The sequence below is a fragment of the Streptomyces roseirectus genome (genome assembly GCF_014489635.1).
In the GTDB taxonomy this organism is placed as follows: domain Bacteria; phylum Actinomycetota; class Actinomycetes; order Streptomycetales; family Streptomycetaceae; genus Streptomyces; species Streptomyces roseirectus.
Map to the genome: position 1 here is coordinate 6866827 of NZ_CP060828.1, position 12878 is coordinate 6879704.

At 71.0% G+C, this 12878-nt stretch carries 12 protein-coding genes and 1 riboswitch; of the genes, 10 read left to right on the forward strand and 2 right to left on the reverse strand.

Annotated elements, in window-relative coordinates:
• Nucleotides 1-29 precede the first annotated feature (29 nt).
• The 5 genes from qcrC to IAG44_RS29470 all read left to right on the forward strand — a co-directional run bounded on the left by qcrC (nt 30) and on the right by IAG44_RS29470 (nt 6437).
• Nucleotides 30-842, forward strand: a complete 813-nt coding sequence (qcrC, locus tag IAG44_RS29450; RefSeq protein ID WP_187750100.1) for a cytochrome bc1 complex diheme cytochrome c subunit — start codon at nt 30-32, stop codon at nt 840-842.
• Nucleotides 839-1897 (forward strand): cytochrome bc1 complex Rieske iron-sulfur subunit, encoded by a 1059-nt coding sequence (gene qcrA / locus IAG44_RS29455; protein WP_187750101.1) that lies wholly within the window; start codon nt 839-841, stop codon nt 1895-1897. The genes qcrC and qcrA overlap by 4 nt, the downstream gene beginning before the upstream one ends.
• Nucleotides 1894-3537 (forward strand): cytochrome bc1 complex cytochrome b subunit, encoded by a 1644-nt coding sequence (qcrB, locus tag IAG44_RS29460; RefSeq protein WP_187750102.1) that lies wholly within the window; start codon nt 1894-1896, stop codon nt 3535-3537. Before qcrA ends, qcrB begins: the two co-directional genes overlap by 4 nt.
• Nucleotides 3538-3670: 133 nt before the next feature.
• Nucleotides 3671-4735 (forward strand): anthranilate phosphoribosyltransferase, encoded by a 1065-nt coding sequence (gene trpD, locus IAG44_RS29465; RefSeq protein WP_187750103.1) that lies wholly within the window; start codon nt 3671-3673, stop codon nt 4733-4735.
• 201 nt (nt 4736-4936) lie between these two features.
• A riboswitch (SAM riboswitch) is annotated at nt 4937-5053 on the forward strand.
• A 40-nt stretch (nt 5054-5093) separates the two neighbouring features.
• Nucleotides 5094-6437, forward strand: a complete 1344-nt coding sequence (locus tag IAG44_RS29470) for an aminotransferase class V-fold PLP-dependent enzyme (protein WP_187750104.1) — start codon at nt 5094-5096, stop codon at nt 6435-6437.
• Nucleotides 6438-6443: 6 nt separating this feature from the next.
• Here the strand turns inward: IAG44_RS29470 and IAG44_RS29475 are convergent, their stop codons facing one another.
• Nucleotides 6444-6725, reverse strand: coding sequence for an Lrp/AsnC family transcriptional regulator (locus IAG44_RS29475; RefSeq protein WP_055722347.1), 282 nt, complete (start codon nt 6723-6725; stop codon nt 6444-6446).
• Nucleotides 6722-7429, reverse strand: a complete 708-nt coding sequence (locus tag IAG44_RS29480) for a rhomboid family intramembrane serine protease (protein ID WP_187750105.1) — start codon at nt 7427-7429, stop codon at nt 6722-6724. Before IAG44_RS29480 ends, IAG44_RS29475 begins: the two co-directional genes overlap by 4 nt.
• Nucleotides 7430-7584: 155 nt before the next feature.
• Between IAG44_RS29480 and IAG44_RS29485 the strand changes: the two genes are divergently transcribed.
• The 5 genes from IAG44_RS29485 (at nt 7585) to IAG44_RS29505 (ending at nt 12875) form a co-directional block, all read left to right on the forward strand.
• Nucleotides 7585-7824, forward strand: coding sequence for a hypothetical protein (locus IAG44_RS29485; protein WP_187750106.1), 240 nt, complete (start codon nt 7585-7587; stop codon nt 7822-7824).
• Nucleotides 7825-7861: 37 nt separating this feature from the next.
• On the forward strand, nt 7862-9202 hold the full coding sequence (locus IAG44_RS29490) for an NYN domain-containing protein (RefSeq protein ID WP_187750107.1): 1341 nt from the start codon (nt 7862-7864) through the stop codon (nt 9200-9202).
• A 196-nt stretch (nt 9203-9398) separates the two neighbouring features.
• Nucleotides 9399-10439 carry a C40 family peptidase gene (locus IAG44_RS29495; protein WP_187750108.1) on the forward strand — a complete coding sequence of 347 codons (1041 nt, stop codon included), beginning with the start codon at nt 9399-9401 and terminating at the stop codon, nt 10437-10439.
• Nucleotides 10440-10637: 198 nt separating this feature from the next.
• Nucleotides 10638-11654 (forward strand): C40 family peptidase, encoded by a 1017-nt coding sequence (locus IAG44_RS29500; protein ID WP_187750109.1) that lies wholly within the window; start codon nt 10638-10640, stop codon nt 11652-11654.
• A gap of 69 nt (nt 11655-11723) precedes the next feature.
• Entirely contained in the window at nt 11724-12875 is a 1152-nt protein-coding gene (locus tag IAG44_RS29505) for a hypothetical protein (protein ID WP_187750110.1), read from the forward strand.
• The last annotated feature ends 3 nt before the right edge of the window (nt 12876-12878 follow it).

Consider the following 12878-nt stretch of genomic DNA (forward strand, 5'->3'; position numbering starts at 1 on the left):
CGCAGAAGATCCTGACACCGGAGTAATCCGTGAAAAAGCTCTCCGCACGACGACGCCATCCCATGGCGGCGCTCGTCGTCCTACTCCTTGCGCTGTTGGGCTCGGGGACGCTCTACTCCGCGTTCGCGCCCGCGGAGAAGGCGAAGGCTGATGAAACCGCCCAGTCCCTGACCATCGAGGAGGGGAAGAAGCTCTACGCGGTGGGCTGCGCCAGCTGCCACGGCACTGGCGGCAAGGGCTCCTCCGACGGTCCGAGCCTCGTCGGCGTGGGCGCCGCGGCCGTCGACTTCCAGGTCGGCACCGGCCGCATGCCGGCCGCGACCTCCCAGGGCGCCCAGGTGCCCCGGAAGAAGGTCATCTACACGCAGGCGCAGATCGACCAGCTCGCCGCGTACATCTCCTCCCTGGGCGCCGGCCCGACCGTCCCGACGAAGGCCGAGTACGGCCCGGACGGTGCCGACATCGCCAAGGGCGGCGAGCTGTTCCGCACCAACTGCGCCCAGTGCCACAACTTCACCGGCAAGGGCGGTGCCCTCACCAAGGGCAAGTTCGCCCCGACGCTGGAGGGCGTGGACCCGAAGCACATCTACGAGGCCATGCAGACCGGCCCGCAGAACATGCCGTCCTTCGGTGACGGGACGCTCTCGCCGCAGAACAAGAAGGACATCATCGCGTACCTGCACGCGGTCAACGGTGACGAGACCGAGAACCCCGGTGGACTTGAGCTCGGCGGCCTCGGCCCGGTCAGCGAGGGCCTGTTCGCCTGGATCTTCGGCCTCGGAGCGCTCATCGCGGTCGCCGTCTGGGTCGCCGCTCGGACCGCAAAGGCCAAGAAGTCATGAGTAGCCAAGACATTCCAGAAGAGAACCTGCCGGCAGAGCAGGACCACGCGCACGGCGACGTGAACCGCGCGGACGAGCGCAACCCGTTCGCCGACCCGGGGCTCCCGCCCCACGAGCACCGCATCCAGGACATCGACGAGCGGGCCGCCAAGCGGTCCGAGCGCACGGTCGCGATGCTGTTCACGGTCTCGATGCTGGCGACCGTCGCCTTCATCGTCTCGTACGTGGCGATCCCGCACGACAAGGCCGTCTACGTCTTCCCGATCGGCCACCTCAACGCGCTGAACTTCGCGCTGGGCCTCACCCTCGGCCTCGCCCTGTTCTGCATCGGCGCGGGCGCGGTCCACTGGTCCCGCACCCTGATGTCCGACGTCGAGATCGCCGACGAGCGCCACCCGATCGAGGCGGCCCCCGAGGTCAAGGCGAAGGTCCTCGCCGACTTCAAGCAGGGCGCCAAGGAGTCCGCGCTCGGCCGCCGCAAGCTGATCCGCAACACGATGTTCGGCGCGCTGGCCCTGTTCCCGCTCTCCGGCGTCATGCTGCTGCGCGACCTCGGCCCGCTGCCCGGCACCAAGCTCCGCCACACGATGTGGCGCAAGGGCAAGCTGCTCGTCAACATGAACACCAACGAGCCGCTGCGTCCCGAGGACGTCGCCGTGGGTTCGCTGACCTTCGCCAAGCCCGAGGGCCTGGAGGAGCACGACCACGAGTTCCAGACGGAGATCGCCAAGGCCGCCCTGATGATCGTCCGGATCCAGCCGGAGAACATCAAGGACAAGCGCGAACTCGAGTGGTCGCACGACGGCATCGTCGCCTACTCGAAGATCTGCACCCACGTCGGCTGCCCGATCTCGCTGTACGAGCAGCAGACGCACCACGTGCTGTGCCCCTGTCACCAGTCCACCTTCGACCTCTCCGACGGCGCCCGGGTCATCTTCGGCCCCGCCGGCCACGCCCTGCCGCAGCTGCGCATCGGCGTGAACGACGAGGGCTACCTTGAGGCGCTCGGCGACTTCGATGAGCCCGTCGGTCCTGCCTTCTGGGAGCGCGGATGAGTACCACGACGGAAACCACCGAGGCCCGCGACGAACGCGGCAAGGCACCGGCCGGCGAGCGCATCGCCGACTGGGCCGACGGCCGGCTGGGGATCTACTCCCTCGCCAAGGCCAACATGCGCAAGATCTTCCCCGACCACTGGTCGTTCATGCTGGGCGAGATCTGCATGTACAGCTTCATCATCATCATCCTGACGGGTGTCTATCTGACGCTGTTCTTCCACCCGTCGATGAACGAGGTGGAGTACCACGGCGCCTACGTCCCGCTCCAGGGACAGCTGATGTCCGAGGCGTTCAGCTCGACCCTGCACATCTCCTTCGAGGTGCGCGGTGGTCTGCTCATCCGGCAGATCCACCACTGGGCGGCGCTGATCTTCCTCGCGGCGATGTTCGTGCACATGATGCGCGTCTTCTTCACGGGTGCCTTCCGCAAGCCGCGTGAGGTCAACTGGCTGTTCGGCTTCCTGCTGTTCGTCCTCGGCATGTTCACCGGCTTCACCGGTTACTCGCTCCCGGACGACCTGCTCTCCGGCACCGGTGTCCGCTTCATGCAGGGCGTGCTGCTGTCCGTCCCGGTCGTCGGCACCTACCTGTCGATGTTCCTGTTCGGCGGCGAGTTCCCCGGCGGCGACTTCGTGGCCCGCTTCTACTCGGTCCACATCCTGCTGCTGCCGGGCATCATGCTCGGCCTGATGGTGGCGCACCTGATCCTGGTCTTCTACCACAAGCACACGCAGTACGCGGGTCCCGGCCGGACCGAGAAGAACGTCGTCGGCATGCCGCTGCTGCCGGTCTACATGGCGAAGGCGGGCGGGTTCTTCTTCCTCGTCTTCGGTGTCATCGCGGTCATCGCCGCGGTCGCGCAGATCAACCCGATCTGGGTGCTCGGCCCCTACCGTCCGGACCAGGTGTCGACCGGCGCCCAGCCCGACTGGTACATGGGCTTCGCCGAGGGCTTCGTGCGCGCCATGCCCGGCTGGGAGATCGACTTCTGGGGCCACACCCTGGTCCTGGGCGTCTTCATCCCGATCGTGATCTTCCCGGTGGCGCTCGGCATCATCGCCGTCTGGCCGTTCCTGGAGTCCTGGGTCACCGGCGACAAGCGCGAGCACCACATCCTGGACCGCCCGCGCAACGCCCCGACGCGCACCGCGTTCGGCGTCGCCTGGATCACGATGTACATGATCGGTCTGGTCGGCGGTGGCAACGACCTGTGGGCCACCCACTTCCACCTGTCGATCAACGCGGTCACCTGGTTCGTCCGGATCGGCCTCTTCGTCGGCCCGGTCCTCGCGTTCATCGTCACCAAGCGGATCTGCCTCGGCCTCCAGCGCCGCGACAAGGACAAGGTGCTGCACGGCCGCGAGACCGGCACCATCAAGCGCCTGCCGCACGGTGAGTTCATCGAGATCCACGAGCCGCTGAGCCAGGAGCAGCTGCACACGCTGACCTCGCACGAGCAGTACGAGCCGGTCGCGATCGGCGCGTCCGTCGACGAGAACGGTGTCGAGCGCAAGGTGAAGGGCTCCGAGAAGCTCCGCGCCAAGCTCAGCGAGTCGTTCTACGGCGAGGACGGGCAGATCGCCAAGCCGACCGTCGAGGAGTACAAGGAGATCACGAGCGGCCACGGCCACCACTGATCCCATCCCGTAGGTAAGTCGCCACAGAAGGACCCCGTCCGATTCCCGGACGGGGTCCTTCGGCATGTGCGCGGGCTGGATAAGGTTGGGTGGAACTTTTCTGTACCACCACACCAAGACCTGGAGCGGCCGTATGAGCGCTGTGACCCCCGCTGGAGGCGACACCGCGGCGGGCCGTTCCTGGCCGCAGGTGCTGAACGCCCTGCTGTCCGGGCACGACCAGAGCGCCGACGCGACCGCCTGGGCGATGGACCGGATCATGCGCGGCGAGGCGACGGACGCGCAGATCGCCGGGTTCGTGGTGGCGCTGCGAGCCAAGGGCGAGACGGTCGAGGAGATCACCGGCGTCGTCCGCGCGATGTACGAGCACGCCAACACGATCGAGGTGTCCGGCCGCACGGTCGACATCGTCGGCACAGGCGGGGACGGCGCCAGGACGGTCAACATCTCCACCATGTCGGCGCTCGTCGTCGCCGGCACCGGCGCGAAGGTCGTCAAGCACGGCAACCGGGCGGCGTCCTCGTCCTCGGGCGCCTCGGACGTCCTGGAGAAGCTGGGCGTCAACCTCGAACTGACGCCCAGGCGGGTCGCCGAGGTCGCGGAGGAGGCGGGCATCACCTTCTGCTTCGCCGTCAAGTTCCATCCGGCGCTGCGTCATGTGGCCGCCGCGCGCGGGCAGTTGGGCATCCGCACGGTCTTCAACGCGCTGGGCCCCCTCACCAACCCGGCCCGTGTCACGTCCCAGGCGGTCGGGGTGGCCGACCCCCGCATGGCCCCCATGATCGCGGGCGTCCTCGCGGACCGGGGCAACTCCTCCCTGGTCTTCCGGGGCGACGACGGCCTCGACGAGCTGACGACGACGGCGACGTCCAGGGTCTGGATCGTCGGCGACGGCAAGGTGACGGAGGAACGCTTCGACCCGCGCGACGTGGGCATCGACCTCGTCCCCGTCGAGGCCCTGCGCGGCGGCGACCCCTCCTACAACGCCGAGGTAGCCCGCCGCCTCCTCACCGGCGAACAGGGCCCGATCCGCGACGCGGTCCTCCTGAACTCGGCGGCGGCCCTGGTAGCCCTGAACCCGGGCACGGGCACGCTGGCCGAACAACTGCGGGACGGCATGGCCCAGGCGGCGGAGTCGATCGACTCGGGCTCGGCGAGGGAGACGCTGGAACGCTGGGTGAGGGCGACGAACAAGTAGGGGCGGGATGCTGCCGAGGGGGGCAGGCGGTGCTGGAGGGTAGGCGGCGAAGCCGCCACCCTCCAGGGGCGCGGGGAACTGCGCGACCAGCCACAACGCACCCGCACCCGCACCCGCCACAGCTCTCCCCGAGCTATTAGGCATCCCGCGATCCGGACAGAACTTGCGCCCCCGCGATCACCTCATCTACTTTCTGAACCAGGTCATGAGTGACAGTCATGAGGCCCCGGCCGACTGTCCGGCAACCCTCCGTCCGTGGCGGGGTGCCCCGGGTGAAGACCAGGCCGTGGGCAGCAAGGCCCTCGGCAAGCGCGGACCCTCCTGAGACCGGGGGTCCTGGTCGTCGAGGAGGCCCCATATGTCCGTCACCACGCTCGCCCGCACCGAGGTCGCGCACGCCCCCTTGGACGTCCTGGGCGCGGACGTCACCGTCCCCCTGGTCACCGGCGGCGAGATCACCTACGCGGCCCTCGACTACGCCGCGAGCGCCCCGGCGCTGAAGCGGGTCTGGGACGACGTCGCCGCGTACGCCCCGTACTACGGCAGCGTCCACCGCGGCGCCGGCTACCTCTCCCAGCTCTCCACGGACCTCTTCGAAGCCGCCCGAGGGACGGTCGCGGAGTTCCTGGACTGCCGCGCGGACGACGAGCTGATCTTCACCCGCTCGACGACGGACTCCCTGAACCTGCTGGCCCGCGCGGTCCCCGCCGGCTGCCAGGTGTACGTGTTCGAGACGGAGCACCACGCCTCCCTGCTCCCGTGGCAGCACACGGACGTCACTTACTTGGACGCCCCCCGCACCCCGGCGGACGCGGTCGCCACCCTGGCCCGCGCCCTGGAGTCCCGCGACACCACCGCCCCCGCCCTGGTCTGCGTGACCGGCGCCTCCAACGTCACCGGCGAGCTGTGGCCGGTCCGCGACCTCGCGGCGACGGCCCACGCGCACGGCGCCCGCATCGTCCTGGACGCCGCCCAGCTCGCCCCCCACCACCCGGTGTCCGTGCGGGACCTGGACGTCGACTGGGTCGCCTTCTCCGGCCACAAGCTGTACGCCCCGTTCGGCGCGGGCGTCCTCGCGGGCCGCACGGACTGGCTGCACGCCGCCCAGCCGTACCTCGCGGGCGGCGGCGCGAGCCGGAAGGTGAGCCGCGCGGCGGACGGCTCCGTCGAGGTCGAGTGGCACGAGAACGCGGCGCGGCACGAGGCCGGTTCCCCGAACGTGATCGGCGCCTACGCGATCGCCTCGGCGTGCAAGGCGCTGACGGAGGCCGGCTTCGACACGCTGGTGGCCCGTGAGCGGCACCTGATCGACAAGGTCCGCGCGGGCCTGGCGGACGTCCCCGAGGTCCGCGTCCTGTCCCTGTTCGGCGACGACGCCCCGCGCGTCGGCGTCCTGTCCTTCGTCGTCGACGGCTGGAACAGCTCCCACTTCGCCGCCGCCCTGTCCGCCGAGTACGGCATCGGCGTGCGGGACGGCCTGTTCTGCGCCCACCCGCTGGTCCACCACCTGCTGGGCGCCACCGCGCCGGCGGCGGGGGAGTGCGGCGAGGCGACGTCCCTGAACGCGATCCGGGTGAGCTTCGGCGCGGGCACCCCGGACGAGCACGTCGAGCGGTTCGTCACGGCCGTGCGTGAACTGGTCACGCAGGGCGCGAAGTTGACGTACCGGACGGAGAACGGCCGCTGCGTGCCGGTCTCTTGAGACGGCCTAGGAGTCGAGGCCGATCGCGAACGCGGCCTCCAGGTCGTGCTGCGAGTACGTCCGGAACGCGACGTGCGTGTCCGTCGCCTCGACGCCGGGGATCTTGCTGATCCGGCCGGGGATGACGTCGGCCAGGTCCTCGTGCTCGCGCACCCGGACCATCGCGACCAGGTCGTACGTCCCCGTGACGGAGAAGACCTCGCTGACGCTCTCCAGGGAGGCGATCTCCTCGGCGATCTCCGGAATCCGGTCCACGCTGGTCTTGATCAGGACGATCGCGGTGATCACGGCTGGTTCTCTCCCTCGGCGACGGGTGAAGCGGCGGCCCCAACTGTAGTCGTACGGGTGAATCGCGCCCACGCGTACAGGAACCCGAGCGTGAATCCGACGACATGCGCGAGGTAGGCGACACCGGGCCCTGCGGAGGCGCGGCCGGCTGCGATCCACTGGAGGGCGGCCCAGAACGGCAGGACCAGCCAGGCGGGGAAACGCAGGGGGAGGAAGAAGAGGAACGGCAGGAGACTGGTGACACGGGCGCGGGGGAAGAGGTAGAGGAAGGCCCCGAGGACGGCCGAGATCGCGCCGGACGCCCCCACGAGGGACTGCGCGGAGGTGGCGTTGGCGGCGGCGTACCCCAGGAGGGCGAGGCAGCCGCAGCCGAGGTGGAAGAGCGTGAACTCGACGCGGCCCATGCGTTCCTCGGTCATCGCGCCGAAGACGTGGAGGAAGAGCATGTTGCCGAGCAGATGGACCCACCCGCCGTGCACGAACAGCGCGGTCAGCGGCGTGAGCGCGGCCCGCGCCGAGCCCTCGAAGAGCTCGACGGGGACGACGCCCCAGCGGTGGAAGTACGCCGTCTGAGCGGCGCGCAGCGCCTCGCCGGAGCCGTACGCGGGGCTGAGGCCCGACGCCGGGCCGAGGACGAAGACCGCGCAGCACAGCGCGATCAGCCCGTAGGTCACCGGCGCGGCCGGGCGCCACTTCTCGATCATGGCTACAGAGCATGGCGTAACCGAACGAAGCGGCCGATATCGCCTCGCCGTCGTGGACAGGCGGGCGGCGAGTCCCCGCCAGGCCGTAGGGTTACCGCCACACGCACCGGGGCACGCCCCCGGCGCACGGCCCAGAAAAGGAGCGGACGGTTCCGATGACGGTTACCCTGCCGACCGCCACCACCCGGTGGCGCTGCACCCTCTGCGGAAACCTCACCCGGTTCGACGTGACCCGCTCCTCGAAGGTCGTCGAGTACGTCCACCTCGACCTGGCCGGAGAGCCGAAGGTCGAGGAGCGCGAGGTGGTCAGTGAGACCATCGAGTCGGTGCGCTGCCGCTGGTGCAACGCAGTCGATCAGGTGGAACTCGTGGACAGGCCGGGCGCCGACTCCTGAGAGGGAGCGGCCCCGCACGGCAAGTGGGGTGTGACGGATGGCGGAGACCACGGGCGAGCCGGGCGACGGCGCCGCCGAGGTGCTCGACCGCCCCCTGCCCGACGGGGTGCGCCGCAGAGTCGTCCAGATCGTGTCGGACGGCTTCGGCGGGCTGACCCTCGGCGAGCTGCCCGCGCAACTGCGGCAGTACGCCCGGTTCGCACCGAACCGCCGGGCCAAGTTCGCCGGGAACGCGATGGCCTCCGCCCTGGAGACCGACGCCCTGTTCCGGCAGCGCATCGGCGAGAAGCTGCGCGAGGCCCAGCCGGAGCTGACCGGCGCCCTCGACTCCGGCTCCCCGCCCCCCGCCGCCGACCCGCTGGACGTCGCGGCGGCGGCCTACGTGCTGCGCCCCACCGGCTGGGTCAAGCTGGTCACCGCGGCCGGCGAGGAGGCCCAGCGCGCCGACGCCGAACGCGCCGACGAGGAGAGCCGGGCCGAACTGGAGCGGCTGCGCGAGGAGTTGGCGCACGCCCAGGGCCAGGTCAGGACCGAGACCGAGCGGCTGCGCCAGGAACTCGACACCGTCCGGCGGGAGTCGGAGTCCCTGCACCGCAAACTCCGCTCCGCCCTCAGCGACGTCAAGCGTGGCGAGGCCGCCCTGCGCAAGCTCCAGGGCGAGATCGAGGCCGTCCGCGCCGAGGGGCAGGCCCAGGTGTCCGCCGCCGAGAGCGAGACCCGGCGCGTGAAGGGGCGGCTCGGCGAGGTCGAGGCCGCCCTTGAGGCCAGCCGGCGCGCCGCCCGCGAGGGCCGCAGCGTCGAGGACATGCGCGTGCGCCTGCTGCTCGACACGGTCCTCGAAGCCGCCCAGGGGCTGCGCCGCGAACTCGCGCTGCCGCCGGTGTCGGTGCGGCCCGCCGAGACCGTCGACGCCGTCGAACCGGGCCGGATGACGCCGAAGGACATCGCCGCGCGCGCCCTGTCGGAGCACGATCCGGCCATTCTCGATCAGTTGCTCGCGCTGCCGCAGGCGCATCTCGTCGTCGACGGCTACAACGTGACCAAGACCGGCTATCCGCAGATGCCGCTGGAGAAACAGCGGCTGCGGCTGCTCGGCCAGCTCTCCGGGCTCGCCGCGCAGACCGGGGCCGAGGTGACCTGCGTCTTCGACGGCGCCGAACTCGCCGCCCCGGTCCTGCTCGCACCGCCGCGCGGTGTGCGCGTCCTGTTCTCGAAACCCGGCGTCACGGCCGACGAACTGATCCGGCAACTCGTGCGCGCCGAACCGCCGGGCAGACCCGTCATCGTCGCCTCCACCGACCGCGAGGTGGCCGACGGGGTCGCCAAGGCCGGGGCGCGGCCGGTGGCTTCGGCGATGCTGCTGAAGCGGCTGTCCTGAGCACGTACCTCTACGGACGGTCAACCGGGCGTCACCGCGCGTCGGTTGAATGCAAATTATGCGTTGCGCGACCGCTTTTTCGCGCCACAGGATTTGAACTGATCACAGTCGGGTCACTAGGGTCTCGGTTCGAACCTCCGCGCGCGTGCTCGATCAACTGTGCGGGGTGATCGGTCAAGAGAAGGAGTCCGTCTCCGTGGCGTCCCACCGTCGGCCCAAGCCGCCGTCCCGCACCCGCGTGACTCTGCTGACCACCGCGGCCGCGGCCGCCGTCGCCTTCAGCGCGAACTCCGCCAACGCGGCGCCGAGCGAGAAGCCGACCAAGGACGAGGTCAAGTCGAAGGTCGACAAGCTCTACGAAGAGGCGGAGCAGGCCACCGAGGCCATGAACGGCGCCGAGGAGAAGGCGGGGAAGCTCCAGAAGGAGATCTCCACCATCCAGGACAACGTCGCCCGTGGCCAGGACGAGCTGAACCAGCTGCGCGACTCCATAGGTCTGGCGGCCGCCGCCCAGTACCGCACCGGCACCATCGACTCCTCCGTGCAGCTCTTCCTCTCGTCCGACCCGGACAGCTTCCTGGACCGCGCCTCCACGCAGGACCAGCTCAGCGCCCAGCAGGTCGAGGCGCTGAAGAAGATCCAGGAGAAGCAGCGCCAGCTCGCCCAGCAGCGCGCCGAGGCGTCCGCGAAGCTCGCCGACCTCTCCTCCACGCGCGCCCAGCTCGCCAAGAAGAAGAAGGAAGTCCAGGGCAAGCTCGCCGACGCGCAGAAGCTGCTCAACTCCCTCACCGCCGCCGAGAAGGCCGCCCTCGCCGAGCAGGACAACCGCGCCAGCCGCGACGCCGGCGAGCGCGTCGACCTCGGCAACGTCGGCTCCGCCTCCGGCCGCGCGGGCGCCGCGTTCGCCGCCGCCCAGACCCAGCTCGGCAAGCCGTACTCCTACGGCGCCACCGGCACGGCCACCTACGACTGCTCCGGCCTCACCTCCTGGGCCTACGCCCAGGCCGGTATCACCATCCCGCGCACCTCCGAGTCCCAGGCGAACATCGGCACGCGCATCTACAACGTCAACGACCTGCGCGTCGGTGACCTGGTGTTCTTCTTCAACGACCTGCACCACGTCGCGCTGTACGCGGGCAACGAGACCGTCATCCACGCGCCGCGCACCGGGACGGTCGTCCGCTACGAGTCGATGAGCACCATCGGCGGGCCGTTCATGTTCGGCGTCCGCGTCTGAGGCGACACACCCCGTTGCCGGGTCCCCCCGAACGAGTGGATTACCGGCCCCCGCGCTGACCCTCCGTCCCGCCCATGACCTGCGTGTGGGCCGGGGCGTCACCGTCCGTGTCCGTCCCGGGTCGTTGGCCGCCCCCTGCCCACGGGGCTACTGTCTGCCGCGTTTCCTCGTCCGTCAGCGGAAGGAGTGCGGCTTCCCGTGGGGTCCCATCGCAGCGTTGTACCGGCGTCCGGGTTCAACAGGGGGGCGGGTGCGGCGCTGTGCGCCCTCTCCGCCGCCGCGGCGGCGCTCGGCGTCGTCCCCGCCCACGCCGCGCCCTCCGGGGAGACGCGCGCCGAGGTCGACCGGCTCTACACCGAGGCCGAACAGGCCACCGAAGCCTTCAACAAGGCCGGTGAGCGGGCCAAGGACCTCCGCCGCGAGGTGAGCGGGGCGCAGGACGCCATCGCCGAGCAGCAGGAGCGGATCAACGCCATGCGGGAGAGGCTGGGGGCGCTCGCGGGGGCGCAGTACCGGGCCGGGGGGCTCGATCCGTCCATCGCGCTCCTCTTCTCCGACGACCCCGACGAATACCTCGACAAGGCCGCCACCCTCGACCGGCTCACCGTCCACCAGGCCGGGAAGCTGCGGGAACTCCAGGAAGCCATGCGGGAGTTGGCCCAGGAGCGGACCGAGGCCGCCGGGAAGCTGAGCGAGCTGGAGAAGAGCCGGCAGGCCGTCGCCCGGCACAAGCGGACCGTCGAGCGGAAACTCGCGCGGGCCCGGGAACTGCTCAACTCGCTGTCCCCCGCCGAACGGGCCGACTACGACCGGGCGTCCCGGTCCGGACGGGACGACATGCCGTTCCTCGGCGGCGGCGAGGCGTCCTCCGCGCGGGCCGCGGCCGCCGTCGCCGCCGCGCGGTCCGCTCTCGGGCGGCCCTACGTGTGGGGGGCCAGCGGGCCGACCGGGTTCGACTGCTCCGGGCTCATGCAGTGGTCCTACGGGCAGGCCGGGGTCTCGCTGCCCCGGACGTCGCAGGCGCAGGCGCACGCCGGGCGGCGGGTGCCGCTGTCGCAGGCCCGGCCCGGGGACATCGTCACGTACCGGTCCGACGCGAGCCATGTCGGGATGTACGTGGGGAACGGGCAGGTGATCCACGCGCCGTATCCGGGGGCGCCGGTGCGGTACGACCCGGTGGGCATGATGCCGGTCTCCTCCGTCACGCGGCCCTGAGAGGCCCTGAAGAGGGGGTGTGCTCCGGCGCTCACCCCCTTCTTGCCCGTTCCCCGTACGATCGTCTGGATGGCTGGTGATCGGAGGCGGGTGCGCGGGTCGGGGGTCATAGCCCTGTGCCTGCTCGCCGTCTCGCTGGTGGGGTGCGGGCCCGGCTCCCGGCGGGACACGACCCGCGACGAGGTGCAGGTCGCCCTGGACCGGCGGGCCGCCGTCGTGCTCGGGCGGGAGGGGGCCACCTACGACGTGCCGCTCGCGCAGTGGTCGTACCGGCTCACGTCCGTCGACGCCGAGGGGGACCGCGCCACCGCCGACGCACGGCTCAGCTACCGGCTGCGGGGGTACGACTCGGTGCCGGTGACGACCTCGCGGGTGGTGCGGCTGGCCCGGGACGAGGGCGGGGTCTGGTCCGTCGTCTCGGAGGAGCCCGAGGAGGGCGCGGGGGAGCAGTTGTGGGACCAGGGGCGGGTGAGCGTGGTGCGGGGGGCGCGGAGCCTGGTGATGGGAGTGGGGCAGCCCCTCGACCGGCTCCGGGACTTCGCCGACCTCGCCGACCGGGCCGTCCCCGCGGTCTCCGAGGCGTGGGGGACGGGGTGGGCGCGGCGCGTCGTCGTGGTGGTGCCGGGGTCCTTGCGGGGGATGGCGGAGCTGCTGGGGGCGTCCGTCGACTCGTACCGGGGGATAGCCGCCGTCACCACCGGCGAGACCGGCGGGCGGGCGCCGGCCGACCGGATCGTCGTCAACCCCGAGGCGTACGCGATGCTCGGCTCCGTCGGCCGGCAGGTCGTCCTCACGCACGAGACCACCCACGTCGCCACCCGCGCGCACACCAACGCCGCGACGCCCCTGTGGTTGTCCGAGGGGTACGCGGACTGGGTCGGTTACCGGACCACCTCGCGTACGCCCGCCGAGGCGGCTCCCGAACTTCAGACCGCCGTCACCGAGGGTCGGCTGCCTGCCGCGCTGCCCACCGACGCGGACTTCTCCTTCGGCGCCGATGCCACTCGGTTGGCCCAGGCGTACGAGGGTGGGTGGCTGGCGTGCCGTCTCATCGCCGAGCGTTGGGGGGAGGACCGGCTCGATGCCTTCTACAAGGCCGTCGGGGCGCACGGGAAGCGGGAGGGGGCTGTGGAGGGGGCGCTGGGGAGGGTGTTGGGGGTGTCGTCGGGGGAGTTCACGGAGCAGTGGCGGGCGTATGTGAAGGAGGAGTTGGCGGGGTGAGGG